The organism is Streptomyces albiflavescens (assembly GCF_014645835.1).
Taxonomy (GTDB): Bacteria; Actinomycetota; Actinomycetes; order Streptomycetales; family Streptomycetaceae; genus Streptomyces; species Streptomyces albiflavescens.
This window is the reverse complement of sequence record NZ_BMMM01000005.1, coordinates 12,446-37,254: the sequence shown is the minus strand read 5'-3', so window position 1 is coordinate 37,254 and position 24,809 is coordinate 12,446. Positions and strand designations below refer to the sequence as shown.

Below are 24,809 nucleotides of genomic sequence, written 5' to 3'. Positions count from 1 at the left end.
CGGCCGACCGCGGAGGCCTACGCTTCCCCGGTCGTGACCGCCGCGCTCGTCGCGGGGCTTCTCGCGGGCTTTGGCATCGCCATGCCCGTCGGAGCGGTCGCGACCTACCTCGTCTCCCTCACCGCTCGTACATCCCTGCGGATCGGCGTGTCCGCCGCGCTGGGCGTCGCGACCGCCGACGGGCTGTACGCCCTGGTCGCCACACTGGGCGGTGCCGCGCTCGCGGCCGCTCTGCAGCCAGTCCTGCTCCCGCTGCGCTGGGCCTCGGGGCTGGTGCTGGCCGCGCTGGCGACACGGGGCGCGGTCTCCGCGTTCCGCCAGTACCGCGAGCGGCGTCTCTCCGCCCGCTCCGGACCGGATCCGTTGCGCCCGTCGCGCGCGTATCTGACCCTGCTGGGGATCACCCTGCTCAACCCCACCACGGTGATCTACTTCGCCGCGCTGGTGCTCGGCAGCCGTACCGCCGAGGCGGTGCGCCCCTTGGAGCAGGGGGTGTTCGTCCTGGCCGCGTTCGTCGCGTCCGCGAGCTGGCAAACCCTGCTCGCCGGGGGCGGCGCCCTGCTCGGTCGTGCCCTGACGGGGCGCCGGGGACAGCTGGTGACGGCGCTCGTGTCGAGCGTCGTGATCACGGTGCTGGCCGTACGGATGCTGGTCGGCCCGCAATGACGGAGCATCTGTCGGTGGCGCCTGTGTCGACGCCGGTGGGCGTGCCGCACGCGCCCTCCGGACGCGAGCACACGAGAGGCGGTGGTGCGGATGATTCGGGTCCGCACTGGTGTTGAATCGTGCCGAGACACGGCCATTACGACGCGACGATGGGACGGAAGTCATGCCTCTTGAGGGCGAGTACGAACCCAGCCCGACGCAGTGGGTGCGGGAACAGGTGGAGCTGTACGAGAGCTCCGGCGGCACCAAGGGGACGACCCTGATGGACACGGGCCTGCCCGTCATCATTCTCACGACCCGCGGTGCCAGGAGCGGCAAGATCCGCAAGACCCCGCTGATGCGCGTCGAGCACGAGGGCCAGTACGCGGTGGTCGCCTCCCTGGGCGGAGCCCCCAAGCACCCGGTCTGGTACTTCAACGTCAAGTCCGACCCGCGCGTGGAGCTCCAGGACGGCCCCACGCACCATGAGCTGACGGCTCGTGAGATCACCGGCGAGGAGAAGGCCCTGTGGTGGGAGCGCGCGGTCGCCGCGTATCCCCCGTACGCCGATTACCAGAAGAAGACCGACCGGGAGATCCCCGTCTTCGTACTGGAGTCGACCGGCTGACACCGGCCGACTGACGGGCACGCACGCACGGCGGTGACCCGCACCGGCCCCCCGAGCCGGTGCGGGCCCCTCCCCCTGGTCAGGCGGCAGTGCGCCGCCACGCGTGTGCGGCGATCAGGATCGCCGACACCGCGCCCGGCAGCGCCGCCACCGCTCCCGACGTCCCCGACGAGAAGACGAAGCCCAGCGGACCGCCGACGAGGAACAGCACCGAGATCCACCACGGGAGCACGCGCGAACGCAGCAGGGCCACGGTGATGAGCAGCGTCGCCACAAGGGTGGCCAGTGCGCCAGGGGCCACCAGGGCCATGACTTGGCCGTCGTGGGCATTGACGTACCGCACGAAGGCGCGTCCGGCCGACTCGTTCAGGGCGGCGGTGTCGGTCGCGTACGAGTAGACGGCGGCGATCGAGGCGAGCCCCGCGGCCAGGAACACCCCCGAGAGCACCGCGACCACGGAGCCGATCCGGGCGAGTAGGACACCGCGTTCGCGCACCAGGATGCAGACGGCGACCGCGAGGCCGACGGTGAACACGGCGATGCCCACACCTCCATAGGCGTAGAGCGTCCAGAAGGCTCCCCGGTTGTCGGCGACCTTGTCGTACGAGTTGCCGTCACTGGGGTCGCCGCCCGGCGCCAGCCAGGTGAGCAGGAAGTTCATCACCTGTCCGACGACGACCGCGACCAGGGCGAGCGTGGCGAAGGGCCGCAGTCGGGGCGAGGGCAGGATGTACGCGGGGCGTTCTGCGGTGGTCGTGTGGGCGGTCATGGCGCTCTCCCGATGTCGGACGTGATGGCGCGTCACCGCACTGTCGCGTGACGGGGGTCGGCGCCGCATCGGAGCTGCCACGGGCAGATCCTGCGTGTCAGTACGGATACCGACGCCCGCCCTCCGGTCCTACCGTGAGCGCATGCCCTGGCCCCGCCGACTCTCCCTGGTCACCGCGTCGTCGACGGCGCTCGTGGCCGCAGGGGGCTGCGCGCTGCTGTTCCTGGCTCCGGCCCCCGCCGCCGGGGACGTGCTCACCGTCGTCGGAGCAGCTCTGGTGGGGGCCTTCTCCACCGGCCTCGGCCTGTTCGTCTCCGGCCGCCGCCCCGCCAACCCGGTCGGCTTCCTGCTCACGCTCATCGGCCTCGTACCCCCGCTGATCATGCTCAGCGACACCTACGACCAGGTGAGCGCAGACCGCTCGCGACTCCTGCCCGGCGCCGAGGTGGTCCATCAACTCGGCGCCGGGCTCTGGACGTTGTGGTACGTGCCGGTCATGCTCCTCGTGCTGGTCTTCCCGGACGGACATCTGCCGGCCGGCCGCTTCCCGCGCCTGGTGCTGTACGGAGTCCTGATCGACCCGCTCGTCTTCGACGTGCTCGCCGCGCTCGACCCCACCCCGTACGACCCGCCCTTCGAGGACTTCGGGCACCCGCTGCCGACGATGCCCCCATCGCTGATGTGGGTGGCGTACGCCTCGCTCGGGCTGCTCATGCTGCTGCTCGTCGCCTCGATGCTGGTGATGCGACGCCGCTACCGCACGGCCGAACCGGTGCAGCGGTCCCAGGTGAAGTGGTTCGCCCTCGGCGCTGTCGCACTGCCGGGCACGCTGTTGTCCTGCTGGACGGACTACCTGCTGTTCGGCGAGGTCGGGGTCTTCATCTGGCTGGGGCTCGTCGCCCTCTATCTCGGCGTGCCGTCGCTGACCGCGCTGGCGATCCTGCGGCACGACCTGTACGACGTCGACCGCGCCACCAGCGCGGTGGTCACCTGGGCCGTGGTCACGGCGGGGCTGCTCGCCGTGTACAGTGCGGCCGCCGCCTCCGGGGGTCTGGCGTTGGGCCGGGGCAGCGCGGTCCTGGCGTCCGCCGTGACCGCGCTGGTCGCCGCGGTGCTGGTCCCGGTCAAGAACCGGGTACGGCGTCGGGTGGACCGGCGCTTCTATCCCGTACGTCAGGCCGCACTGGCCGCCGTACGAGCGCTGGAGCGTTCGGTGCACGAAGGTCGGTCGCGCCCCGAGGAGTTGGAGGAGGTCCTGCGGGACGCGCTGCGCGCCCCCGGGCTGCGGGTGGGCTATCTGCTGCCGGGCGGAACCGAGTTCAGGGATTCCGACGGCGTGCGGGTCACGGCGGGCCTCGAAGTCCGCGCCGCCGAGCACGGCGAGACGGGAGTCGCCCCGGCCGGAGGCTGGGGAAGGGTCATCGGCGTGATCGACGGGCCGTGTCCGCGCGAGGTCGCCACCGCCTGTGCCTCGCTCGTCGAGACGGTACGACTGCGGGCCGAACTCGCGGGCGCGCTCGGCGAGGTGGAGGCCAGCCGGAGCCGACTGCTGCGCGCCGGGTACCGCGAACGGCGGCGCCTGGAACGGGACTTGCACGACGGGGCCCAGTCACGGCTCGTCACGCTCGGCATGGCGCTTCGGCTCGCACAGCGTCACCTCGACGACGGCACGGTCGACGTGGACGGCCTGCTCGACCAGGCTGTGGCCGAACTCGGTACCGCTGTGGCGGAGTTGCGCGAGCTGGCGCACGGCCTGCGGCCCAGCTCGCTGGACGACGGACTGGGCCCCGCGCTGGAGGCGCTCGCTGCGCGGGCGCCGGTGCGGCTGGACTGGCGGCTCGCAGGACAGGCGCTGCCCGACGAGGTCGCGACGACCGCGTACTTCGTGGCGAGCGAGGCCGTGACCAACGCGGTGAAGCACGCCGAGGCCGAGAGCATCGGAGTCGTCGTACGCGAGGACGGGGACGGCGCGTTGCGGGTGACCGTGCGTGACGACGGGCGTGGCGGTGCCAACCCCCGTGCGGGCTCCGGGCTTTCGGGCCTGACCGACCGGGTGGCCGCGCTGGGCGGGCGGCTGCACATCACCAGTGGGGTCGGTGCCGGGACGACCGTGGAGGCGGTGCTGCCATGCGTATCGTGATCGGCGAGGACTCGGCGCTCTTCCGGGAAGGGCTCGCGCGGTTGCTCGCGGACGCGGGGCACGAGATCGTCGGGCGGGCGGGGGACGCTCCCTCGCTGGTGGCCGCCGTGGCCGGGGCGCGGCCCGATCTGGCCGTCATCGACATCCGGATGCCGCCGGACCTGACGGACGACGGGGCGCGGGCCGCGCGGCATGTGCGGGACGACTTTCCCGAGCTGGGCATCGTGCTCCTCTCGCAGCACATCGAGACCCGCAACGCGGTGGAGTTGGTCGCGCAGGGACGGTTCGGCTATCTCCTGAAGGACCGTGTCTTCGACGTCGAGGACTTCCTGGACGCACTGCGGCGCGTCGCGGCCGGCGGCTCCGCCCTCGACCCCGAGGTGGTCTCCCGGATGCTCGGCGCGCACCGGGATCCCCTCGCCTCCCTCACCGCCCGTGAGTCGGAGGTGCTCGGGCTGATGGCCGAGGGACGCACCAACCTGGGCATCGCACGGCGGCTGTGGCTCACCGAGCGGACCGTGGAGACGCATGTCGGCTCGATCATGGCGAAACTCGGGCTCGCGACGGGCGAGGAGCACAATCGGCGGGTGCTGGCGGTGCTGGCGTATCTCACGGGGTGAGGGCCGAGCTGCCACAGGCGCACGCACGGCGTGCGGGTTCCCAACCGCCGTCGTTTCCCACCACGCGGGGTTCCCGAGCCGCCGGTCATGCGGATTCCAGGCCGCCGAAATTTCCTCGGACTCGATGCGCATGATCTGTCGCCCCCCGGGCACACGAGCGTCAGGCCCCGCCGCGCTCCCCCGTCGCGGCGGGGCTGCCCCCTGCCGGGTCGCCCGCCGCGGCAGCTCGCGCCGTTCGTGCGTCGGTGACGTCGAGGAAGATCTGGTCGGCCTCCTGGACGCTGTGGGCGACGGAGCGCTTGATGCGGACGGCGACGTCTTCGACCTCCTCGCTGTCCAGCCCCGGGACAAGGTCGATGCGGGCGGCCACCAGGGTCGAATCGAGTCCCAGCTGCATCGTCAGCAGCGCCTCCACGCTGTCGATCTCGGGCTGCGCCTCCAGCAGGGCGCGGATCCTGCGGCTCTGCTCCTCGTCGGCGGCCTGCCCGATCAGCTGATCGCGGGCGCCACGGCCCAGCCGGTAGGCGACGTACACGAGCAGCACCCCGATGGCGAGGGAGGCGGAGGCCTCCCAGACAACCTGGCCCGTGACCATGTGCAGCACCATGCCGATGCCCGCGAGAGTCACGCCGAGCACCGCCGTGCCGTCCTCGGCGACGACCGTACGCAGCGCGGGATCCCGCATGCCGCTCGTCCCGCCCTGCTGGTGCACCTGGTGGAGCGCGCGCACCAGCGAGGCGCCTTCGGCGAGGAAGGCCACCGCGAGGACGACGAGCCCCGCCACGTAGCCGTGGAACGACTCCTCGGCGCCGTTCCTGAGGGCCTCGAAGCCCTGGAAGAAGGAGAAGCATCCGCCCATCACGAAGATGCCGACGGCCGCGAGCAGCGACCAGAAGAACCGTTCCTTGCCGTAACCGAACGGATGCCGTCGGTCGGCGGGGCGGCGGCTACGCCGCAGAGCGGCCAGCAGGAACACCTCGTTCATGCTGTCGGCCACGGAGTGCGCCGCCTCCGAGAGCAGCGCGGGCGAGCCCGCGACCAGGCCGCCGACCGCCTTGGCCACGGCGATCAGCAGGTTGGCGCCCAGGGCCACCAGCACGGTGACGCGGGTCTTGCGGTCCGAACGGTTCGGCCGGTCCGTCGAGTCGTTGCCCACACCGGCCGGTTTCCCGGGCCCGACCCCCTCACACCGGGGACACGGCGGGAATCGGGGCACGCCCACCCGGGCACCCGGTGCTGTGGGGCGTACGCCCTCGACCTCTACCGGACGACCGGATTCGGTGACACCGTCGACGCGACCGCGTGCGGACGGTGCCGGGGGTGCGGAGGTTCCGGCGCGGGGCATCCTCGACCGGAGAGGCAAAGGAGACCAGGTGTCCCAGAAGCGGAAGAAGCTCAAGCTCCCCCTCGCCTACAAGCCTCTGGGCTTCGTGCTGAGCTGGGCGGGCGGCGCCCTCGCGGGGCTCGCCTTCCAGCAGACCTGGAAGGCGATACGTCACGAGGAGGACGCACCGGACGCGCTGGACCAGGACCGCGGCTGGGGCGAGGTGCTGCTCGCCGCCGCCCTCCAGGGAGCGATCTTCGCGGTCGTCCGCAGCGCGGTGGACCGCACGGGTGCGAAGGCCGTCGAGCGCTCCACGGGCGTGTGGCCGTCCTCGGACAAGGACGGCCGGAACTGAGGGCCCCCAGGGACGGGCGGGACTGAGGCCTCATCCGTGGCCAAGAGTGAGGCCCCGCGGGAAGTCAGCCCTGCTTGGGCGCTGTCGGGCGCACCGCCCGGCGCAGCGTGAAGGAGTGCCCGGCCGGATCGGCATAGCCCCGTTCCTCGTACGGGCCGGCCGCGTCCTTGGTGTCGAGCGGGCGCCCGCCGAGACCGACGACCCGGCGCTCCGCCTCGTCCAGGTCCGCCACATGGAAGTCCAGGTGGACCTGGAAGGCGTTCTCGGGGCGAGGCCAGCTCGGCGGCGTCGCCGTCACATCGCGGCGGAACGCCATCCGTATGCCGTCGGCGCCCTTGATCTCCACGCGGTTGGCGGTCGCGTCCGTCTCCTCGGCTTCGAGCAGTTCTTTGTAGAAGGTGGCGAGCTTCTCGGGCTCGGTACAGTCCAGCACCACGACGCCTGCCGTGACCGATGGCATGTGGTCCTCCGTAGGGGTTCCCGGGCGCGGGCGGCCTCCTGCCGCCGACTGACCCGTGCTCCCGGGTACCCCGTCCGGCGAATTCAGTCGGCCACCACCCACGCGCCGTCGCGCATGAGGTCGCGTCCGGAGAGCTCGTTGGCCTCACGCCAGGCCTGTACGCGCCGCGGGGTGATGCGGAAGTAGAGGTATTCGGTGGTGAGTTGGCGCGGGTCGAAGCCGGTCTTCTCGGCGAAGGCGTCGCCGACTCCCTCCAGCAGCTCGGCCGGTTCCAGCGTCTCTGCGGTGCCCTCGACGATGACCACGTCGCGGGTCGGGCCGATGCCGAGGCGCGCCTTGCCGGTCGTCCGCAGGTTCCGGCCGGTCGGACTGGCGGCCGGGGTGGCCAGCAGCAGCGTCACGCCGTCCCAGAGGAACGACAGCGGAATCAGATACGGAGGTCCTCCGTCGCCGTCGGCCGTGGACACCCACGCGTCCTCGTCGTTCTCCAGCCGGTTGAGCGTGTCCAGCTTGCGCTGCTTCGGGGTGCGGGCGGGCGGGTTCATCGTCGGGCAGCCTCCTGATGGCCGTCGTACGGACAGGTCCGCGGGGTTGACGGTGGCCGTCGTACGGACAGGTCCACGCGGATGACGGTGGATGTCGTACGGACAGGTCCACGGGGATGACGGTGGATGTCGTACGGACAGTTCCATGGGGATGACGTCTGAGCGCTCCTCAGTGTGACGTGCCGGATGTTCTCCCCGGGAGCGTCTCCGCGTTCCCGTGTTGCGTGATCTCCTCCAGCCGCGCCGCCGCCGCGGTCAGCAGCATGTCCAGCGCCGCCGGATACGCGCTGCGTCGCATGTCCGCCATCAGATGGCGGGCCGTCGCCGCGATGTGCGGGTGTGTGTCGGCGGGCAGCCGGGCGTACGTCGCCCGCCACACGCCCGCCTCCGCCTCGCGCGCGGCCCGGGGCAGGGCGATGCTCGCCGCGTCGAGCGCCGCGAAGGCCAGCGCCTGGTCGACGAACGCGTGGTAGATCCGTACGGCCTCGGGGTCGGGGAAGCCCGCGCCGCGCAGGACGCCGAGGATCGTCTCGACGGCCCCGATCTCGTGGACCCGGCCCGTCACGCGGTAGGAGCTGAGCACCGCGGCCTGCGGATGCGCGAGGGACCCGGAGTGCATCCGCAGGCCGAGGTCCCGCAGGTCGGCGCGCCAGTCCCCGGTGGGGTGCCAGGTGCGCAGCGTGCGGCCGATGAGTTCGTCGGCGATGGCGAGCAGCAGGTCGTCGGTGTCGCGGAAGTACCTGTACAGGGCGCTGGGGTCGGCGCCGAGGGCGAGGCCCAGGCGGCGGACGGTGAGGGCGTCGGCGCCGTGCTCCTTGAGCAGCCGCAGCGCCGTCTCGACGATCAGTTCCGCGGAGAGTACGACGCCCTTCTTGGTGGGGCGCCTGCGCCGACGTGCGGCGGGCGGGACGACTCGGTCGTTCGTGGACGTCATGGGCTCTCCCTCCGGTGCGGGCACCTTATGTCAACAGCGTTGACCTGTTAAGGCCCCGGGCAGTTTCATTTCCGGTCATCGGGCCGGAATCAGGCCCCGGGTGCGATCGGAGCAGGCCATGACGCAGAAGCCGTACGGTGTGGATCCCCCGTCCCTGCGCAAGTCCCTCGGCGTGGTCGACGGCGTCGCCATCGCCGCCTCGAGTACGGCGGCGACCACGAGTATCGGGATCGGGCTCGGCGTGACGGCCGGGGTGGTCGGGCTGCATCTGCCCGCCATCATGCTGCTGGCGTTCTTGCCGATCCTGGGGATCGCGGGCGCCTACTCGCGGCTGAACCGGGTCGAGCCGAACGCGGGCAACGGCTATGTGTGGGTGGGTCGTTCGCTCACCCCCTGGCTCGGTTTCCTGGTCGGCTGGGTGAACATCGTGGCCACCGTGGCCTTCCTCGCGTACACCACGGCCGTGACCGGTTCGGCGATGCTCCAGCTCGCCGGTGAGGCGGGGCTGCACAAGGTCGCGGGCCTCGCGCTCGACCCGGGCTCCACCGCGCAGACGACCGCGGTCGGCATCGTGGTCCTCGTCGGCGTCACGCTCACCGCGATCACCGGCGTCAAGACGGCCGCGCGGCTGCAGAGCTGGCTGCTGGTCTTCGAGTACGTCGTCCTGCTGGGCTTCTGCGGCTACGGCATCGTGACGGGGCCGCACGCCTTCAGCCTGAGCTGGTTCGACCCGTTCGCGATCCCCTCGGCGTCGGCGCTGGCGCAGGGGCTGCTGCTGTCGGTGTTCTGTTACTGGGGCTTCGAGGCGGCGTTCACCGTGAACGAGGAGGTGCGCGATCCGCGGGACGCCTCGCGGGCCGGGCTGATCACGCTGGTGACGATGCTCGGACTGTTCCTGCTCGGTTCCATCGCCTTCCAACGTGTGCTGTCCGAGGAGGAGTTGGCCGGCCACGGCGCCCAGGGGCTGGCGTTCTTCGGCGACCGGCTCGCCTCGCAACCGCTGGCCGCGCTACCGCTGGTGGCCCTGATGTTCTCGGCCGTCGCCTCGCTCCAGGCCGGGGTGATCCCGACGGCTCGCGGAATGTTCGCGATGAGCCGGGACCGTACGCTCGGACCGGTGTGGTCCAAGGTCAGTGCCCGGTACGGGACTCCGGCCGCCGGAACGCTGCTGATCGGCGCGCTGGCGACGGCCGTGGCCGCGCTCGCCCTGGTGATCCCCCGACTGGCCGACATGATCATGGCGACGGTCAACGCGGTCGGAATCGTCGTCGCCCTCTCCTACGCGCTCACCGCGCTCGCGGCCGCCGTCCGCTTCCGTGGGCTGCTGCGCGAGGACTGGCGGCAGGGGATACGGGCAGTGGTGCTGCCCTCCTTGAGCGCCGCGGCACTGCTCGGGCTCGGCGGCTACCTCGGCTGGTCCTTCTACACCTCCACCGATCATCTCGAAGTCAGCGCGGACAACGGGTGGTTCCTGCTGCTCACGCCCGCTGTGATGATCGTCTCCGGTTTCGTGGCCGCCGCGTGGGCGAAATGGGTCCGCAAGTCCCCGTACTTCCGGACCGGACACGGAACCGACGCCGACGCGCCCCAACTGCTGGCCGCACCCAACTAAGGAAACGGAAACATGCACGCTGATCTCCTCTTCACCGGTGGTCCGGTCCTCACTCCCGAGGGCCGCACCGCGACGGCCGTCGCCGTCACCGGCGACCGGATCACCGCCGTCGGGAACGCCGAGGTGCACGACCTGATCGGCCCCGGAACCGAAGTGGTCGACCTGGCCGGACGGCTGCTTCTGCCCGGCTTCCAGGACGCGCACGTGCACCCGCTCCCGGCGGGCCTGGAACTCAGCCAGTGCGACCTGACCGGGGCGAAGACCGCCGAGGACACTCTCGCCGCCGTCCGTGCCTACGCCGAGGCGCACCCCGACCGGGAGTGGATCACGGGCGGCGGCTGGTCCATGGAAGCCTTCGAGGGCGGCACGCCGACCAAGGAGCTGCTGGACGCCGTCGTACCCGACCGGCCGGTGTACCTGCCCAATCGGGACCACCACGGGGCCTGGGTGAACAGCCGCGCCCTGGAACTCGCGGGCGTCACCCGCGACACTCCCGATCCGGCCGACGGACGCTTCGAGCGGGACGCCTCGGGCGAGCCCACCGGCATGCTGCAGGAAGGTGCCATGCAGTACGTCGGCCGGATCACCCCTCCAGCCACCCCTGCCGACCGGCTGGCGGCGTTGCTGCACGCGCAACGCCATCTGCACGCGCTCGGCATCACCGCCTGGCAGGACGCGCTCGTCGGTGCGTTCGCGGGCATGGAGGATCCGTCCGAGGCCTATCTGACGGCCGCCCGCGACGGTTCGCTGACCGCCCGCGTCGTCGCCGCCCTGTGGTGGGACCGCGCACGTGGAGCGGAACAGATCCCCGAACTCGTCGAGCGGCGGGCCGCGTTGAGCCACGGACGGTTCCGCGCCACCAGCGTCAAGCTCATGCTGGACGGGGTCGCCGAGAACGGCACCGCCTCGTTGCTCGACCCCTACCTCGACACATGCGGATGCGCGACCGCCAACCGGGGCACCAGCTTCATCGACCCGACCCAACTTCCGGCATACGTCACCGAATTGGACTCGCTCGGGTTCCAGTGCCATTTCCACGCGCTGGGCGACCGTGCCGTACGCGACGCCCTGGACGCCGTCGAGGCGGCGCGGAAGGCGAACGGGCCGAGCGATACACGCCCGCACCTGGCGCACCTCCAGGTCGTGCACCCCGACGACGTACCCCGTTTCGCGCGCCTCGGCGCGACGGCCAACATCCAGCCGCTGTGGGCCGCGCACGAGCCGCAGATGGACGAACTGACCATCCCGTTCCTCGGGGCCGAACGCGCCACCTGGCAGTACCCGTTCGGGGCACTGCTGCGCTCCGGGGCACAGCTCGCGGCGGGCAGCGACTGGCCCGTCAGCAGCCCCGACCCGCTGCAGGGCATCCATGTCGCGGTCAACCGCGTGATCCCCGAGGAGGCGGGCCCGGTGTTCCTGCCGGCCGAGCGCATCGGCCTCACGGCCGCGCTGACGGCGTACACAGCGGGATCGGCGTACGCGAACCACCTCGACGACACCGGGAGCGTACGGGAGGGGGCCCTGGCGGATCTGGTCATTCTGGACCGCGACCCGTTTGACGGGCCACCGGAGGCGATCGCCGAGACGAAGGTGGCGCTGACCTATGTGGGAGGCGAGCGCGTCCACGCGGCGCCGGACGCCTGACACCCGACTTCACCTGCGGTGAACCGAGTTGAGACGCATCACACCCGCATCATGCGTTACAGACCTCACACCATAGATCGTTTAGGCTCTGGGCAGTCTCGAAGCGCACTTGAGTCATCAACCACCGACTCAGATAGAGCAGTTCGAGTCAGCGGGCGACAATAACGATCGCCTGTTCGCAGGGGCGGGGGCCTGTGATTCGTCTCAAGAGAGGACGCGAATGCCGCAGGACGTCAGGTTCGACCTCCCCTTCAAGACCCCCGTCAGCGAGCACCTGGAGTACGCCCGAGAGCGCCATCTGCGCTGGGTGTGGGACATGGGACTGGTGCGCAGCCAGGCCGGGTTCGAGGAGTACCGGTCCTGGGACCTCCCCCAGGCGGCGGCACGAACCTATCCCCACGCCTCGGCCGACGACATGGTCGTCCTGATGAACTGGTTCTCGCTGGCCTTCCTGTTCGACGACCAGTTCGACACCGGAAGGCCCGACCGCGCGGACCGCATAGCGGAGGTGGCACGGGAACTGATAGCCACACCGCTGCGCCCCGCCGGAACCAGTCCCCGTGTGGTGTGCCCGATCACCGTCGCCTGGGCGGAGGTCTGGGCCCACCTCTCTGATGGCATGTCCCTGACCTGGCGGACCCGCTTCGCCGCCTCATGGGGACGCTTCCTTGTCGCGCACACCGAGGAGGTCGACCTGGCCGCGCGGGGTCTCGCGGGCACGCTCGGCCTCGACGCGTACGCGGAGTTCCGGCGCCGCACGGTGGGCATCCACCACAGCATCGACGCCGGTGAGCGCAGCCGCGACTTCGAGGTACCGCCGCAGGTGCAGGCCCATCCGCTGATGGTCCGGATGCGCGATCTCGCCGCGGACACCATCGGGTTCATGAACGACATCCACTCCTTCGAACGCGAGAAGCGCCGAGGGGACGGCCACAACCTGATAGCCGTGCTGCACCGCGAGCGCGGCTGCGGCTGGGAGGAGGCCGCCGCCCAGGCGTACCGGATGACCACGGAGTGCCTCGACGAGTACCTCGAACTCGAGGCCCGCGTCCCCGAGATGTGCGAGGAGCTGGCCCTGAGCGCCGAACAGCGCGTCCAGGTCCGGATGGGCGTGGAGGCCATCCAGCACTGGATCAACGGCAACTACGAGTGGGCCCTGACCTCGGGCCGCTACGCCGCGTCGAAGGAAGGCCCGGCCGCCACCGCGGAGTTGGCGGGCAAGGGTTCGCTGGACGATCTGCTCGCCGTGTGACGCACCGACTCACCGCTTCTGCCCGGCCGGATCCGCCTACCGCGCGGAAACGTCGGCCCGGTCACGACCAGCGACCCGGTCACGGCCTGGCCCCCGCTGCTGCAGACGAGCGACCACCTCGACTCCACGTATGCGGGGAAGTGGTACACGGTGCAGTGCGGACGGCCGGCCCGGTTCTCGCGCGTGCGAGAGCCGGGCCGGCCGTCGTCCCCCCGGGTGTCAGCCCTGGCGGGCCTTGAACCGCGGGTTCTTCTTGTTGACGACGAAGACCACGCCCCGCCGACGGACCACCTGAGCGCCGGGCTTGGACTTCAACGAAGCCAAGGACTTGCGCACCTTCATAGCTCTGCTCTCTTTCTGCCGGATACAGCCCGCTTCTGCCGGACACAGCCCGCGCTCAGCGTCGGGCCGCGGTCGTAGCGACCCTCGAAGCGCTCCACACGGTCGGCGCTGTCCACGACCCGCCGGGCCCTGGCGCGGAACGCGTGGCTCGCCGCCGCGATCTCGACATCGATCAGTGGGTGGCCGTTGGCCTCATGCGGATTGCTCACCTGCGGCTGTCCGCCCCGCGACGCCGGGCTCGGTTCAGCGTTCCTCCCGGAACGCGACGTGCTCGCCGGCCACCGGGTCGTACTTGCGCAGCACGAGCCGGTCGGGGTCGTTCAGACGGTTCTTGCGCGTCACATAGGTGACGCCTGTCCCGGCCGTCGACCTCAGCGTGACGACGGGACGCGCACTGCTGCGTGCCATGAGGTCCTCCTTCCGCCCACACAACGCGATAGTGACTCGCGCATGTCAGGTACGTGAGCTGTAACAGCGACCCCGGTCACCGCATTCCCGCCCGGCGGAGCGACCGGCGAAACTCGATGGAGCCGCACCGGCCCCACTGCCCAGGGTCGGGCCATGAGCACCCGCACATTCCGCATCACCGTCCGTGGCGTCTTCGACGCGCTCAGCTCCGACCAACGCGCCGAACTCCTGGCCCGTGCGCCGGAGCACGACGTACTGCGTGCCGCCTTCACCCCCGAGGGACACCTCAGCTACGACCTGGCCGCCCGAGCCGCCTTCACCTTCCGGTTCCTGGACTCGGGAGAGAGCGAGGAGGACATCCTGGAGGCGGCCGAACGCGCCGAGGGCGCCGCGGAAGCGTGGCTGACCGAGCGGGGCTACGGCTACAAGAACCTCAGGTCCCAGGCCGAGGACCTCTCCCAGGCGCCCCTCGGGAAACGGCAGCGCCGCGCCGCGGCCCGCATGAACGGCTGAGCCCGGAGCTCCAGCCGCCATCCGGCCCTGAGGTGACGTCGGCGGAGCGCCATCGGCCGTCTGCCATCGGCCATCGGCCATCCGGACCTTCCGTCACTTCGCCGAGGACTGCTCCGAGGTGCTCACCAGCGGGATCCCGCGCCCGGAAAGCAGTGAGCGGCACGTCGGACAGGTCGACTTCGGTCGCCGCCCACGGCGTTGACTGCGCAGGCGTGCCTCGTCACGGCGCAGGCGCGCCATCCGGTGCCTGGCGGCCCGCTTCCACGCTGCCCTTGATACCGAGTTTTCTGCGCGCCCGCTGGTAGAACGTCGTGCCGCCGAGGCGTACAACCTGAGCCGCCGCGGGAGCAGCCGTCACCGTGATCCGGTCGTCCGCGTCCAGGTAACCGACCACTTCACCGTCGACCTCGACGGCAAGGCGCCCCGTCGTAGGCAGCAGCACGAGTGTGACGTCCTCGTCCGCCGGCAGGACGAGCGCCCTGTCGAACGACGAGTGGGCGCTGGCGGGGACGACGAGGATGGCCTCGACTCTGGGCGACATGATCGGGCCGCCCGCGGCGAAGCTGTACGCCGTTGATCCGGTCGACGTGGAGACGACGACCGCGTCGGCCGCGTACCGGATGAACTCGTGGCCCTGGAGGCAGATCGCGATGGCGGCAAGTCCGCTACCGGGTACCCGTACGAGGGCGATGTCGTTGAACGCACGGAACTCGCGCCCGTCCGGGAGGCAGGTCCGCACGGCCATGCGCGGCTCGGTGGTGAAGTGGCCCTGGTCGACTCTGTCCAGCGCCATGGGCAGGTCGTCGACGTCGATCTCGGCGAGGAAGCCCAGCCGGCCCAGATTGACCCCGAGCACGGGGGTGGCGGTGCCGAAGAGAAGTCGCATGGCGCGGAGCATGGTTCCGTCACCGCCGAGGCTGACGACCAGTCCGGCCCGGGCGACGAGGGCGTCCGCCGGCACGGACACCGCGCTGCAGTCGATCCGGCCCACCTCGTCCGGCAGCCCCAATACCGCGGTCTGGCTCTTACGGGCCCATTGAACGACCGATTCGATGACCGGTCCCGGGTTGCGTCTGGGATGCAGGATCAGGCCGATCGATCCGATCAGGCCCATGAGGAATCCCCTTCCGTTGATACGCACGCCAGAACCGAACCTAACCCGCCGCCTCTGCCCGGTACGGCAATCAGGACGGACCCGTGTGCTTACTGCCCGATTGCCGCAGCGAGGGTGACGCAGGTCAGCCCCTTTCCCGGCCGTTCGCCACGGTGACGCCGCCGTCCGCGGCCGGCAGCCATACGCGCACGCGTCGTCGGACACCTGCGCTCCCCCTTCTTCCGTATGTCACAGACACACGGGCTGTCTCGTCTCAACGCTGAGAGCCAATTCTGGAATCAGGAAGGTGATGGTCATGCGGGTGTTCGTGGCAGGCGGGACCGGGGTGCTGGGTCGGCGGCTGGTCCCACAGCTGGTGGCCCGTGGCCACCAGGTGACGGCGACCACGACGAGCGCGGCCAAGCTGGAGTTGGCGGAGCGACTGGGCGCGCATGGTGTCGTGATGGACGGGCTGGACGCGGTGTCTGTCGGTGAGGCGGTGGCCGCGGCCCGGCCGGAGGTGATCGTTCACCAGATGACCGCGATTTCCATGGCGCACGCCGGCAAGCCCGATCTGAAGCACCCGGACCGCTGGTTCGCCACCACGAACCGATTGCGCACCGAGGGGACGGACCACCTGCTGGCCGCCGCCGAGGCGACCGGTGTCTCCCACCTCGTCGCGCAGGGCTACGCCTCTTGGAACGGCATCCGCGAGGGCGGCTGGGTGAAGACCGAGGAGGACCCGCTGGACCTGATGACGGGGACGGCGGCGCAGGCGGGCATGGAGGCGATGCGCCACGTCGAGGACGTGGTCCTCAAGGCCGGTGGCGCGGTGCTGCGCTACGGCGCGTTCTACGGGCCGGACGCCATCGACGACCAGGTCGAGCTGGTGCGCAAACGGCAGTTCCCGCTGGTGGGGCGCGCCACCGGCTACAGCTCGTGGGTGCATCTGGACGACGCGGCGAGCGCTACCGTCCTGGCCGTGGAACAGAAGGCGACGGGCGTCTTCAACATCGTCGACGACGAACCGGCCCCGGCGAGTGAGTGGCTGCCCTATCTGGCCACGTGCGCGGGCGCGAAGCCACCGATGCGGGTGCCCAGGTGGCTGGCGCGACTGCTGGCCGGGGAACAGGCGGTGGTGATGATGACCGAGGGGCGCGGCTTCTCCAACGCCAAGGCCAAGCGGGAACTCGGCTGGGAGCCGCGCTATCCCTCGTGGCGGCAGGGCTTCAAGGAGGAGCTCGCGTGACCCGCGCCGAGGAGTTCGAACAGCTGCGGCCACTGCTGTTCTCGATCGCCTACCGGATCCTCGGCAGCGTGAGCGAGGCCGAGGACGCGGTCCAGGAGACCTGGCTGCGCTTGGAGGCGGCCCCGGCACCGCCCAGGTCGACCAGGGCCTATCTGTCGGCCGTGGTCACCCGGGTCTCGATCGACGTGCTGCGCTCGGCCCGCGTCCGGCGGGAGGAGTACGTCGGGCCGTGGTTTCCCGAGCCGCTGCTGACCGACCCCTACCAGGACCCGGAGCGCTCGGCGGAGCTGGCCGACTCGTTGTCGATGGCGGCCCTGTTGCTGCTCGAGCGGCTCAGCCCGCTGGAGCGGGCGGTCTTCGTACTGCGCGAGGTGTTCGGTTTCGGCTTCCCGGAGATCGCGTCGGCCGTGGGGCGCTCGGAGGCGGCGTGCCGCCAGCTCGCCGTCCGGGCGCGCCGCCACATGGACGCGGGCCGGCCCCGGTTCGAGGCCGACCGGAAGGAACGCGAGGAACTCGCAGAGCGATTCTTCGACGCCTTCAGGGAAGGAGACGTCGACGGGCTGCGTGAGCTCCTGGCCGGCGACGTGCGCATGGTCGGCGACGGCGGCGGCAAGGCCCCGCAATGGGCCAAGGACATCGTCGGTGCCGAGAACGTGGCCCGGTTGCTCGCCGCGATCGTCTCCCCGCTGGTCAAGATCGGCATCGCGGTGGAGCCCCAGCAGGTGAACGGCCAGCCGGGCGCGATCATCCGCGACCGGGACGGCAAGGTCGTCAACACCTTGGCGCTCGACATCCTCGACGGACGGATCCAGACGATCCGCTCGGTGATCAACCCGGACAAGCTCCGGCACGTGGGTCCGGTGGCGGACGCCTGGGCGGTCATGCGCGAGGCGAACCAGTCTCGTCGGCCGCAGATCGACCGGACGCGCTGACCGCGCTCCGGACTGCTGCAAACAGCTCGACGGCAAGCGACGGGGACGGGAGGAGAGCCGGGGCCGGATGCCGTGCACCTTCTAGTCGAGCGCGCGGGGCAGGCCGAAGTGCGGGGCGAGCGTCGTCTCGAAATGCGTGAGCTCGCAGATCCGCTCGCCGGCGAAGCCAGCCACGAGAACCCCGTGGCGCTGCCCGCGTCGAGCAACGCAGCGTCGGCTGACGCCCGGCGCGCTCTTGAGGGAGCCACGCATGCGTGGCTCCCTCCACGCTCACACCCCGGCGGTCTGCGCCGCGAACTCCACCGGCAGGGCGTCCAGTCGCGCCTCCCAGGTGGAGGCCGTCGAGGTGAGCTCGTCGGCCGGTACGGCGAGGCGCAGGCCCGGCAGCCGATGCAGCAGGACGTCGACGGCCGTCTCGATGATGGCCTGGCCGATGTTCTGGCCGGGGCACTCGTGGCCACCGCCGCTGAACGCCAGGTGCGACTGATTGCCCTGGACGGAGACACCGGTGTCGGGCCGGATCTCGGGGTCGAGGTTGCCCGCGGTGAGACCGAGCACCAGGAGGTCGCCCTCCTTGATGTGGTGCCCACCGAGTTCGAGATCCGCGGTAGCGAAGCGTCCCGGTAGGACAGCCAGCGGTGGGGTGTTCCACAGGACCTCCTCGACGACCGCGGAGACGATCAGCTGTCCGCTGACGAGCCCCGCGAGGCGGGAGGTATCGGTGAGGATCAGTTGGAGCACCCGGGCCAGCAGATTGCTGGTGGTGGTGTGCGCGGTAATCAGAACCAGCCGCAGGTGGCTGAGGATCTCGCCCTCGTCCAGGTCAGCGCGGTGCCCGAGCAGACCGGTGGTGAAGTCCGGTCCGGGTTCGGCGCGCTTACGCTCGGCGAGTTCCCCGAGGATCTGCATAATGCGGTTGTTGTGGGCCAGGGCCTCCTCGCCGCCCTTGATCACCTGCGCGCAGGAAGCGGCAAGACTCCGCCCTTCGCCCGCCGGCAGCCCGAACAACCTGGTCAGTACCAGCATCGGCAGATACTCGGCGAAGTCGCCCACCAGGTCGGCTCTGCCCGCGTCGGCGAACGCGTCGATCTGCTTGTTCGCAAAATGCGTGACATGACGCCGGATGCCACGCCCGGCGATCGTCTGCAGATTGTCGGTGACCGCGCCGCGCAGCCTGCGGTGCGGCTCACCGTCCTGCGACACACAGTCGGGGCGCCAGCCCAACATCTGGATCAGCGGCGAGGCCTGGCCGACGCGCCCCTGGTTCAGATCCCGCCAGTTGTGTGAATCCCGGCTGAACTGGCGGGGATTGTCGAGCACCCGCCGGTTCTCCCGGTAGCCCAGGACCAGCCAGGCGGGCACGTCGCCCTCCAGCAGTATCGGCGCCACGGCCCCGTACTCCTTGCGCAGCCGCGCGTAGATGCCGAGCGGGTCGAGCGCCGCCTCCGGCCCGTACAGCCGGGTGAGGTCGCCGTCGCCGCCGTGTGCGACGGGGCATCCGCGAGGGGCGTCGGGACCGTTTAAGGGCTGGTCGTTCATCGGGGCTCCAGAGCGACTGCCGAGCGTTCCTTGAGATGCCGTATCAGCGCGATCAGCACGTCACGGCTGGATGCCCGGTCGCGGGCGTCGCAGGCCACGACCGGGATGTGCGGGGGGATGTCCAGGGCGTCGCGGATCTCGTCGATCGGGTGCTCCTTGGAGTCGGGGAACACGTTCAGGGCGATGACGAACGGGACGTCCTGCCGCTCCATCTCCTCGATGGCCCGGAAGCTGGAGGCCAGCCGCCGGGTGTCCACCAGGACCACCGCCCCGAGGGCGCCCTTGAACAGACCGTTCCACAGGAACCAGAACCGCTCCTGGCCCGGCGTCCCGAACAGATACAGGACGAGTTCGTCGTTGATGCCGATCTTGCCGAAGTCCAGGCTGACGGTGGTCTCCGTCTTGTCCGCCACGCCGATCAGGTTGTCGACGTCGGCACTGGCCTGAGTCAGCGTCTCCTCGGTGGTCAGCGGCTTGATGTCGCTGACCGAGCGCACCATGGTGGTCTTGCCGGTGCCGAAGCCGCCGGCGATCATCACCTTCACCGAGCGGGTGCCCCCGGCCGTCTGCCGGTCGGGGTGGTCAAAGCCTTTGAAGTCCACTGAGTACCTCCTCAAGGAGCGCGAGGTCGGGCCCGCTGCCGGCGCCTGACGCCGGGATGGGATTACGGGCTTCGACGCGGCCTGCGTCCAGCAGATCGGCCAGGAGCACCGCGAGAATGTTGAAGGGCAATCCGAGGTGGGCGCCCAGTTCGGCCACCGACAGCGGATCGCGGCAGCGCCGGATGATCTCCTCGTGCTCGTGCTGCATGCCGGCTACGGCCGCGGCGCGGGAGACGATCAGGGTCGCCACATCAAGGCTCGACGCCGAACCGCCCGGTCCGCTGCGGCCACCGGTGAGGACGTAGTAGCGCTCGAGACCGGACGGGTCCGTGGGCGGGCGAGGAGCACTCATCCAGAGTGCTCCTCCAGGCGCGGAGTGGTGCCGAGGAGCTCACCCATCCTGCGGGCCAGGTCCCTCATCTGGTGACCGAGAAGACCCTGGTCGAGGCCTTCCTTGGCAAGCACTCCGAGGTACGTCTCCACGCCGGCCCGCACCACGAACAGGTGGCCGCCGTCGACCTCGATCATCGCGAGCCGCAACTGCCCGGCGTACTGGGGGAACTGCTCGGCCACCGGCTGGGCGAGTGCCTGCAGGCCCGCGACGACGGCGGCGAAACGGTCCACGTCGTCGGGGTCGTCGGCGCCGTAGGAGGTGATGGCCTTGCCGTCGCTCGATGCCACGAGGGCGAAGCGGATCTCCTGGATGCTCTCCGTCAGGTCGCGGAGCGCCCAGCTCACGTCGGTTCCCTGTTGCGTCATGTGGACTTGTCGCTCTCTTCAGTGCGGTGCTCGTTGAACTCGCGTCCGGCGGCCGTCTCGCCGCTGCCTGCCGGGTCGCGGTCCGCGGTCGTCTCGCGCGGCGATTCGCTCTCGCGTCCCGCCGTGGCGAAGGCGGCGAGGCCGGCGAAGGACGCGTCCGGCGGTACGGCGACCACGGTCTCCTCCGTCCGCTCGGCGGGCCTGGGCCGCGCCGACGGCGTCGACGGATCACTCCGCCGGCTCCTGCGGCGGGGCAGGCCGCCGGGCGTGGTGTCCACGGCTTCGGCGGTCTCCGCCGAAGCGACCGGGGCGGGCTCGGCGCTGGTCGGTGCCGCGGCTGCCGGGGCTGCCGGAGCGAGGGTCTCGGTGACGGCGGCGGGCAGCGGGCTGAAGTACTTGTGGGGGACCACGACGACCACCGAGGTGCCCAGCCAGGGAGAGTCCGCGAAGGTGACCCGGATGCCGTAGCGGCGCGCGAGGGCGCCCACCACGCGCAGGCCCAGGTTCGCGTCCTCCGAGATGCCGCCGAGGCCGGGGCCCTCCGTGGTGCCCGCGAGGGACTGCTCCGCCTCGCGCTTCTTCTCCTCGCTCAGGCCCTTGCCCGCGTCCTGGATCTCGATGCCGACACCGTTGGGCACCTCCTTGCCGGAGACGACCACGGGCTCGGTGGGCGGCGAGTAACGCGCCGCGTTGTCGAGGAGGTGGGCGAAGATCAGCGTGAGGTGGTCCACCAGGCCGCCGTCGACGCCGAGTTCGGGCAGGTGGCGGACCTGCACGCGGTCGAAGTCCTTGATGCGGCCGATGCCGCCGCGGACCACGCTGAGCAGCCGCTGCGGTTCCTGCCACTGGCGGCCGGGCCGGTCCGAGCCGCCGAGCACGCCGATGCTGGCGGCGAGACAGTCGGCGGGGCCGATCTCCTGGTCCAGTTCCATCAGGCCCTGGGCGACCGCGGGCAGTCGCCCGTGTTCGCCCTGCATCTCGTGCAGGCGCCCGCGCAGCTTGCTGGTCAGGACGTGGATGCGGTTGCCGATGCTGATCACGGCCTGCTCGGCCGAGGTCGAGCGGTCGAACTCCTCCTCCACGCCGATCAGCGCGGTCCTGAGGACCTTGCGCAGCTCGGCCCTCAGCTCGGGGCTCGCGTCCGGCTCCTCGGCGATCTCCGGCAGGATGTCGTCGATGGCGTCACCGGCCCGCAGCCGCTTGAGCGCCTCGGGCAGATACGCGTCACCGAGTCGCGCCACGACAGCCTGCTGCCGGGCGAGTTGCTCCTGCCAGACCTCGGCTTCACCGGTGAGCCGCGCCTCATAGCCCTGCGCTTCACCGACCAGCCGAGCCTCATACGCCTTGGTGTCTTCGGTGAGCCGGGCCTCGAAGACCTGGGCCTGCTCGGCCAATTGGGTCTCCAGGCCGCTGCGCTCGGCCGCGAACTTCCGTTCCAGGCCCGCCACATGCTGTTGCCACTGCTGCGAGTGCTCGGCCTGCGAGGCGCGGAAGTCGCCGGTGGTGCGGCGCAGTTGGGACTGGGTGCGGACCAGGAGCCGTACGCAGACGGCGCTGGCCGCGGTGGCCGCGGCACCGGCGAACGTCGCGGGTATCTGGACCTGATCGGGTCCCGCGACGGCGGTGGCAACGGTTCCAGCACCTAAGGCCAGCGGCATGAGCCACCAGCTGTACCAGGCGACGGGTGCCCGCGCCGCCGGGGGCGGAGTGGCAAGTTCCATCTGCATCCTTCGAAAGCAACACGATCGAACGGGGGGGTGTGCAGGCGCCGTACGCGTCGGGGAACGCCGGACGGGACGACCGAGTGTGTTCGCGTCAACTCGCAGCGCCGCAGGGAGCTTATCGGGTTTGAGATCGAAAGGATCAACTTCCCTCCTGGCACCTGTGAATGTTCGGTCACGCTCCGACAGGAGTGCTCACGTTGACAAATCCCTTCACCGACAACGCAATTGCGAAGGTCGCCCAGCGGCCGAACAGTCGGAGATGATCAAGCCGTCGGGGTACGCGGCGATCACCAGAGGCATGCATGTCATGCTCGGTCCCACTCGGAATGATCTTGAGGAGAGGTACGGATGAGCGGCCATCGTGACGGTCAAGCCGGACAAGCTGTCGATGACGCCACACCCGCGCGCGGCCTAGCGGCCAGAAGCCTCCCCCGGCGCTCGGAGTCCCTGACGCCGAGCCCGGGGCCGGGCGCCAGTGACAGCACCCCCACCTTCCCCATGTGGGCGTTGTTCTGCACGAGCCGCGCGGCCTCCGCCGTGTCGGCGAGTGGATAGGTGGCGGTGAGGGCGGGAGCGAGGTGGCCGAGGTCGAGCAGGCGGTGCATGGCCGACTGTTCCTGGAGGTTGGCGCCGTGGCTGCCGATGACGCGTTTGAGACGCATCCAGAGGTAGCGGTTGTCGAACTCGTGCAGATAGCCCGTGCTGGAGCCACAGGTGACGACGGCTCCGCCGCGGCGCACGACGAAGACCGAGACACCGAAGGTGGCGCGGCCGACATGCTCGAAGACGATGTGCGGGTCCTCGCCGGTCGCGGCCCGGATGCGTCGGCCGAGCCGTTTGCCGACGGTGACGGGGTCGGCTGGTTCGTCGCCCGTGAGGCCGATCTCCGCACGGTTGATCACCGTGTGACAGCCGAGCCCGCGCGCGTACTCCGCCTTCGCCTCGCTGCCGACGACACCCACGGCGATCCCCCCGCCGCTCCGCACGAGCTGCACCGCGTACGCGCCGAGGCCGCCCGCCGCACCCCAGATCAGCACGACGTCGCCCTGGGTCATACGGGCACCGCGCTCGCCGACGAGCATGCGGTACGCCGTTCCCGCGCACAGCGGGTTCGCGGCTGCCTCCTCCCAGCTCAAGTGGCCGGGTTTCGGCAGAAGTTGGCTGGCGCGTACGACGCAGTAGTGGGCCAGGCCGCCGTAGTTCGTCTCGAAGCCCCAGGCCAGCTGGCCGTTGCCCGACATGCCGTCGGCGTGCGTGGCCGGTTCTTCCTCGTCGACGTACGCGGGGCTGACGACGACATGGTCACCGGTCCGCCACCGGCGCACCCCGGCACCGGTTCGTACGACGACGCCCGCCGCGTCGGAGCCGATGACGTGGAACGGCTGGTCGTGCCGGCCCGACCAGCGGTCCTGGCGGCCGAAATGCCGCAGGAAGGTGAAGGTCGGGATGGGTACGAACATCGCCGACCACACGGTGTTGTAGTTGATGCCGCTCGCCATGACGGCCACCAGCACTTCGTCCGGGGCCAGTTCGGGCATCGGCACGGAACCGATGTGGATGGTCTTGCGGACGTCCTTGTCGGCGACGCCGGTGAATCCCCCGACGTCGTCGGACCTCAGATGGGCGGCCGTGAACCGGTCGGGTAAGGGGAGGTGCTCCAATTCGGCTGCCGTGGCTCCCGCCACGACCGCCTCGGCCAGGGCATCCATGTCGTGTGTCCCTCCGTCGTGAAGTCAGGTCGGCCCGAGGCCCGCGGCGAGCGTCGGCCACGAGGCCTTGAACTCCTGCTGCCAGTAGGGCCAGGCGTGCGAGCCGCCGTTGTAGAAGTGCACCTGGGCCGGGATGCCCAGCGCGTCGAGCCGCCGCGTGAACCGATGGGCCTGGCTCCACAGGGTTCCTTCCAGGACGGCTCCTTCGAGGTTGCCGAAGTCACTGCTGGGCAGGCCGCTGCCCTGCGCGATGTACAGTCCGGTGCCCGCGAGAGCGCCCGCCAGGGCGTAGGGGTTGTGCTGGTTCCAGTTGTCCCTGTTGAACAGCGCGCTACCCCACAGAGCCAGTGGCGCAAGCGACTCCCGCGCCACGATGGCGCCGGCCACGGTGGGCATGCCCGGCGCGGTCGTGTCCAGGATTCCGCTGTACGAGGCCGCCGCACCGAACACGCCGGGTCGCCGTGCGGCGAACGCCAGCGCCCCGTACCCGCCGGTGGACACCCCGGCCACGGCACGTCGGCCGTTCGCCCGGAAGTGCTGCCGCAGCAGCGCCATGACCTCGTCCACCTGGAACTTTTCGTAGTCCGGGGCACCGGACATCCCGTAGTTCCACCAGTCGGTCGGAATGCCGGTGGGCCCCGAGGACGGCATCACGACGAGGACGCCCCGACCGGCGAGGAAGTCGCTGACATCCGTCTCCCGGGTCCAGGATGTGTAGTCGTCGTGCGCGCCCTGCAGCAGGTACAGAACGGGCCAGGTGCGGTCGGGGTGGGTGGCGTAGCCGGTCGGCGTGACGACGCGAACGGGCAGCGACGCGCCCACCGCGGGCGAGGCCACTGTGAGGTCGACGGTGCGGGGGTCGAGCCACTTCGCGGCGGTGATGCGAGCACTGTCGCCCGCCGCCGGGGTGACGCCGACCGCTGTGGAGGCCAGGGCGGTCGTGGCCGTGAGGAGGACGTTTCTGCGGGTGGGGCGGCGTAAGGGCACGGGTTTGCTCCTCGTCTGAGTCCT

General features: G+C 70.7%; 27 protein-coding genes. 11 read left to right on the top strand and 16 right to left on the bottom strand.

Features of this window, described 5'->3' with window-relative positions; genetic code table 11:
* Positions 1–33 precede the first annotated feature (33 nt).
* Together IEY95_RS15155 and IEY95_RS15150 are read left to right on the top strand one after the other, a co-directional pair.
* Positions 34–666, top strand: a complete 633-nt coding sequence (locus tag IEY95_RS15155) for a LysE family transporter (RefSeq protein WP_189186561.1) — start codon at positions 34–36, stop codon at positions 664–666.
* A gap of 163 nt (positions 667–829) precedes the next feature.
* Positions 830–1,273, top strand: a complete 444-nt coding sequence (locus IEY95_RS15150; protein ID WP_189186560.1) for a nitroreductase family deazaflavin-dependent oxidoreductase — start codon at positions 830–832, stop codon at positions 1,271–1,273.
* 79 nt (positions 1,274–1,352) lie between these two features.
* On the opposite strand, the gene IEY95_RS15145 is transcribed toward IEY95_RS15150, so the two are convergent.
* On the bottom strand, positions 1,353–2,042 hold the full coding sequence (locus tag IEY95_RS15145) for a DUF4386 family protein (RefSeq protein ID WP_189186559.1): 690 nt from the start codon (positions 2,040–2,042) through the stop codon (positions 1,353–1,355).
* A gap of 142 nt (positions 2,043–2,184) precedes the next feature.
* Here IEY95_RS15145 and IEY95_RS15140 point away from each other — a divergent pair, with 142 nt between their 5' ends.
* The gene (locus IEY95_RS15140; protein ID WP_189186558.1) at positions 2,185–4,182 is read left to right on the top strand and encodes a sensor histidine kinase; all 1,998 of its coding nucleotides are present in this window, start codon (positions 2,185–2,187) and stop codon (positions 4,180–4,182) included.
* On the top strand, positions 4,170–4,802 hold the full coding sequence (locus IEY95_RS15135; protein ID WP_189186557.1) for a LuxR C-terminal-related transcriptional regulator: 633 nt from the start codon (positions 4,170–4,172) through the stop codon (positions 4,800–4,802). The genes IEY95_RS15140 and IEY95_RS15135 overlap by 13 nt, the downstream gene beginning before the upstream one ends.
* A 160-nt stretch (positions 4,803–4,962) precedes the next feature.
* On the opposite strand, the gene IEY95_RS15130 is transcribed toward IEY95_RS15135, so the two are convergent.
* Positions 4,963–5,958, bottom strand: a complete 996-nt coding sequence (locus IEY95_RS15130) for a cation diffusion facilitator family transporter (protein ID WP_229702965.1) — start codon at positions 5,956–5,958, stop codon at positions 4,963–4,965.
* Between the two features lie 217 nt (positions 5,959–6,175).
* Between IEY95_RS15130 and IEY95_RS15125 the strand changes: the two genes are divergently transcribed.
* A complete protein-coding gene (locus IEY95_RS15125) occupies positions 6,176–6,481 on the top strand; it encodes a DUF4235 domain-containing protein (RefSeq protein ID WP_189186555.1) in 306 nt (101 codons plus the stop codon).
* 64 nt (positions 6,482–6,545) lie between these two features.
* On the opposite strand, the gene IEY95_RS15120 is transcribed toward IEY95_RS15125, so the two are convergent.
* The 3 genes from IEY95_RS15120 to IEY95_RS15110 all read right to left on the bottom strand — a co-directional run bounded on the left by IEY95_RS15120 (position 6,546) and on the right by IEY95_RS15110 (position 8,420).
* On the bottom strand, positions 6,546–6,941 hold the full coding sequence (locus IEY95_RS15120; protein ID WP_189186554.1) for a VOC family protein: 396 nt from the start codon (positions 6,939–6,941) through the stop codon (positions 6,546–6,548).
* An 83-nt stretch (positions 6,942–7,024) separates the two neighbouring features.
* A complete protein-coding gene (locus IEY95_RS15115; protein WP_189186553.1) occupies positions 7,025–7,486 on the bottom strand; it encodes a pyridoxamine 5'-phosphate oxidase family protein in 462 nt (153 codons plus the stop codon).
* Between the two features lie 169 nt (positions 7,487–7,655).
* Positions 7,656–8,420: a TetR/AcrR family transcriptional regulator gene (locus IEY95_RS15110; RefSeq protein WP_189186552.1), complete on the bottom strand. Its 765-nt coding sequence runs from the start codon at positions 8,418–8,420 to the stop codon at positions 7,656–7,658.
* Positions 8,421–8,538: 118 nt separating this feature from the next.
* Between IEY95_RS15110 and IEY95_RS15105 the strand changes: the two genes are divergently transcribed.
* The 3 genes from IEY95_RS15105 to IEY95_RS15095 all read left to right on the top strand — a co-directional run bounded on the left by IEY95_RS15105 (position 8,539) and on the right by IEY95_RS15095 (position 12,928).
* Positions 8,539–10,032 (top strand): APC family permease, encoded by a 1,494-nt coding sequence (locus IEY95_RS15105; protein WP_189186551.1) that lies wholly within the window; start codon positions 8,539–8,541, stop codon positions 10,030–10,032.
* A 12-nt stretch (positions 10,033–10,044) separates the two neighbouring features.
* Positions 10,045–11,676, top strand: a complete 1,632-nt coding sequence (locus IEY95_RS15100) for an amidohydrolase (RefSeq protein ID WP_189186550.1) — start codon at positions 10,045–10,047, stop codon at positions 11,674–11,676.
* A 220-nt stretch (positions 11,677–11,896) separates the two neighbouring features.
* The gene (locus tag IEY95_RS15095; protein WP_189186549.1) at positions 11,897–12,928 is read left to right on the top strand and encodes a 7-epi-alpha-eudesmol synthase; all 1,032 of its coding nucleotides are present in this window, start codon (positions 11,897–11,899) and stop codon (positions 12,926–12,928) included.
* A 219-nt stretch (positions 12,929–13,147) separates the two neighbouring features.
* Here IEY95_RS15095 and ykgO read toward each other — a convergent pair whose 3' ends face one another.
* The 3 genes from ykgO to rpmG are packed head-to-tail and all read right to left on the bottom strand — an operon-like array spanning position 13,148 to position 13,678.
* A complete protein-coding gene (gene ykgO, locus IEY95_RS15090) occupies positions 13,148–13,270 on the bottom strand; it encodes a type B 50S ribosomal protein L36 (RefSeq protein ID WP_189186548.1) in 123 nt (40 codons plus the stop codon).
* Positions 13,267–13,479 (bottom strand): 50S ribosomal protein L31, encoded by a 213-nt coding sequence (locus IEY95_RS15085; protein WP_189186547.1) that lies wholly within the window; start codon positions 13,477–13,479, stop codon positions 13,267–13,269. Before IEY95_RS15085 ends, ykgO begins: the two co-directional genes overlap by 4 nt.
* 34 nt (positions 13,480–13,513) lie before the next feature.
* Positions 13,514–13,678: a 50S ribosomal protein L33 gene (gene rpmG / locus IEY95_RS15080; RefSeq protein WP_189186546.1), complete on the bottom strand. Its 165-nt coding sequence runs from the start codon at positions 13,676–13,678 to the stop codon at positions 13,514–13,516.
* A gap of 153 nt (positions 13,679–13,831) precedes the next feature.
* Here rpmG and IEY95_RS15075 point away from each other — a divergent pair, with 153 nt between their 5' ends.
* Positions 13,832–14,191, top strand: a complete 360-nt coding sequence (locus IEY95_RS15075) for a DUF6204 family protein (RefSeq protein ID WP_189186545.1) — start codon at positions 13,832–13,834, stop codon at positions 14,189–14,191.
* Positions 14,192–14,411: 220 nt separating this feature from the next.
* On the opposite strand, the gene IEY95_RS15070 is transcribed toward IEY95_RS15075, so the two are convergent.
* Positions 14,412–15,305, bottom strand: a complete 894-nt coding sequence (locus IEY95_RS15070) for an NAD(+)/NADH kinase (protein WP_189186544.1) — start codon at positions 15,303–15,305, stop codon at positions 14,412–14,414.
* Positions 15,306–15,594: 289 nt separating this feature from the next.
* Between IEY95_RS15070 and IEY95_RS15065 the strand changes: the two genes are divergently transcribed.
* Both IEY95_RS15065 and IEY95_RS15060 read left to right on the top strand, forming a co-directional pair.
* Positions 15,595–16,533, top strand: a complete 939-nt coding sequence (locus IEY95_RS15065; RefSeq protein WP_229703058.1) for an NAD-dependent epimerase/dehydratase family protein — start codon at positions 15,595–15,597, stop codon at positions 16,531–16,533.
* Positions 16,530–17,465, top strand: coding sequence for an RNA polymerase sigma-70 factor (locus tag IEY95_RS15060; RefSeq protein ID WP_189186542.1), 936 nt, complete (start codon positions 16,530–16,532; stop codon positions 17,463–17,465). Before IEY95_RS15065 ends, IEY95_RS15060 begins: the two co-directional genes overlap by 4 nt.
* Positions 17,466–17,735: 270 nt before the next feature.
* On the opposite strand, the gene IEY95_RS15055 is transcribed toward IEY95_RS15060, so the two are convergent.
* The 7 genes from IEY95_RS15055 to IEY95_RS15025 all read right to left on the bottom strand — a co-directional run bounded on the left by IEY95_RS15055 (position 17,736) and on the right by IEY95_RS15025 (position 24,785).
* Positions 17,736–19,004: a cytochrome P450 gene (locus tag IEY95_RS15055; RefSeq protein WP_189186541.1), complete on the bottom strand. Its 1,269-nt coding sequence runs from the start codon at positions 19,002–19,004 to the stop codon at positions 17,736–17,738.
* Entirely contained in the window at positions 19,001–19,606 is a 606-nt protein-coding gene (locus IEY95_RS15050) for a GTP-binding protein (protein ID WP_189186540.1), read from the bottom strand. The genes IEY95_RS15055 and IEY95_RS15050 overlap by 4 nt, the downstream gene beginning before the upstream one ends.
* Complete coding sequence (locus IEY95_RS15045) at positions 19,587–19,958, bottom strand: DUF742 domain-containing protein (RefSeq protein WP_189186539.1); 372 nt, start codon at positions 19,956–19,958, stop codon at positions 19,587–19,589. Before IEY95_RS15045 ends, IEY95_RS15050 begins: the two co-directional genes overlap by 20 nt.
* The gene (locus IEY95_RS15040; RefSeq protein ID WP_028798637.1) at positions 19,955–20,365 is read right to left on the bottom strand and encodes a roadblock/LC7 domain-containing protein; all 411 of its coding nucleotides are present in this window, start codon (positions 20,363–20,365) and stop codon (positions 19,955–19,957) included. The genes IEY95_RS15045 and IEY95_RS15040 overlap by 4 nt, the downstream gene beginning before the upstream one ends.
* Positions 20,362–22,086, bottom strand: a complete 1,725-nt coding sequence (locus IEY95_RS15035; protein ID WP_189186538.1) for a sensor histidine kinase — start codon at positions 22,084–22,086, stop codon at positions 20,362–20,364. Before IEY95_RS15035 ends, IEY95_RS15040 begins: the two co-directional genes overlap by 4 nt.
* Positions 22,087–22,457: 371 nt before the next feature.
* Positions 22,458–23,798, bottom strand: a complete 1,341-nt coding sequence (gene ccrA / locus IEY95_RS15030; protein WP_189186537.1) for a crotonyl-CoA carboxylase/reductase — start codon at positions 23,796–23,798, stop codon at positions 22,458–22,460.
* Positions 23,799–23,822: 24 nt separating this feature from the next.
* Positions 23,823–24,785 (bottom strand): alpha/beta hydrolase, encoded by a 963-nt coding sequence (locus tag IEY95_RS15025; protein ID WP_189186536.1) that lies wholly within the window; start codon positions 24,783–24,785, stop codon positions 23,823–23,825.
* Positions 24,786–24,809: the final 24 nt, after the last annotated feature.

Excerpts from the sequence above, each read along its gene's own strand:
- IEY95_RS15150 (WP_189186560.1), top strand. The coding sequence starts at position 830 with ATGCCTCTTGAGGGCGAGTACGAACCCAGCCCGACGCAGTGGGTGCGG.
- IEY95_RS15145 (WP_189186559.1), bottom strand. The coding sequence starts at position 2,042 with ATGACCGCCCACACGACCACCGCAGAACGCCCCGCGTACATCCTGCCC.
- IEY95_RS15140 (WP_189186558.1), top strand. The coding sequence starts at position 2,185 with ATGCCCTGGCCCCGCCGACTCTCCCTGGTCACCGCGTCGTCGACGGCG.
- IEY95_RS15135 (WP_189186557.1), top strand. The coding sequence starts at position 4,170 with ATGCGTATCGTGATCGGCGAGGACTCGGCGCTCTTCCGGGAAGGGCTC.
- IEY95_RS15120 (WP_189186554.1), bottom strand. The coding sequence starts at position 6,941 with ATGCCATCGGTCACGGCAGGCGTCGTGGTGCTGGACTGTACCGAGCCC.
- IEY95_RS15115 (WP_189186553.1), bottom strand. The coding sequence starts at position 7,486 with ATGAACCCGCCCGCCCGCACCCCGAAGCAGCGCAAGCTGGACACGCTC.
- IEY95_RS15110 (WP_189186552.1), bottom strand. The coding sequence starts at position 8,420 with ATGACGTCCACGAACGACCGAGTCGTCCCGCCCGCCGCACGTCGGCGC.
- IEY95_RS15105 (WP_189186551.1), top strand. The coding sequence starts at position 8,539 with ATGACGCAGAAGCCGTACGGTGTGGATCCCCCGTCCCTGCGCAAGTCC.
- IEY95_RS15100 (WP_189186550.1), top strand. The coding sequence starts at position 10,045 with ATGCACGCTGATCTCCTCTTCACCGGTGGTCCGGTCCTCACTCCCGAG.
- IEY95_RS15095 (WP_189186549.1), top strand. The coding sequence starts at position 11,897 with ATGCCGCAGGACGTCAGGTTCGACCTCCCCTTCAAGACCCCCGTCAGC.
- ykgO (WP_189186548.1), bottom strand. The coding sequence starts at position 13,270 with ATGAAGGTGCGCAAGTCCTTGGCTTCGTTGAAGTCCAAGCCCGGCGCT.
- rpmG (WP_189186546.1), bottom strand. The coding sequence starts at position 13,678 with ATGGCACGCAGCAGTGCGCGTCCCGTCGTCACGCTGAGGTCGACGGCC.
- IEY95_RS15075 (WP_189186545.1), top strand. The coding sequence starts at position 13,832 with ATGAGCACCCGCACATTCCGCATCACCGTCCGTGGCGTCTTCGACGCG.
- IEY95_RS15070 (WP_189186544.1), bottom strand. The coding sequence starts at position 15,305 with ATGGGCCTGATCGGATCGATCGGCCTGATCCTGCATCCCAGACGCAAC.
- IEY95_RS15065 (WP_229703058.1), top strand. The coding sequence starts at position 15,595 with ATGGTCATGCGGGTGTTCGTGGCAGGCGGGACCGGGGTGCTGGGTCGG.
- IEY95_RS15055 (WP_189186541.1), bottom strand. The coding sequence starts at position 19,004 with ATGAACGACCAGCCCTTAAACGGTCCCGACGCCCCTCGCGGATGCCCC.
- IEY95_RS15045 (WP_189186539.1), bottom strand. The coding sequence starts at position 19,958 with ATGAGTGCTCCTCGCCCGCCCACGGACCCGTCCGGTCTCGAGCGCTAC.
- IEY95_RS15040 (WP_028798637.1), bottom strand. The coding sequence starts at position 20,365 with ATGACGCAACAGGGAACCGACGTGAGCTGGGCGCTCCGCGACCTGACG.
- IEY95_RS15035 (WP_189186538.1), bottom strand. The coding sequence starts at position 22,086 with ATGGAACTTGCCACTCCGCCCCCGGCGGCGCGGGCACCCGTCGCCTGG.
- ccrA (WP_189186537.1), bottom strand. The coding sequence starts at position 23,798 with ATGGATGCCCTGGCCGAGGCGGTCGTGGCGGGAGCCACGGCAGCCGAA.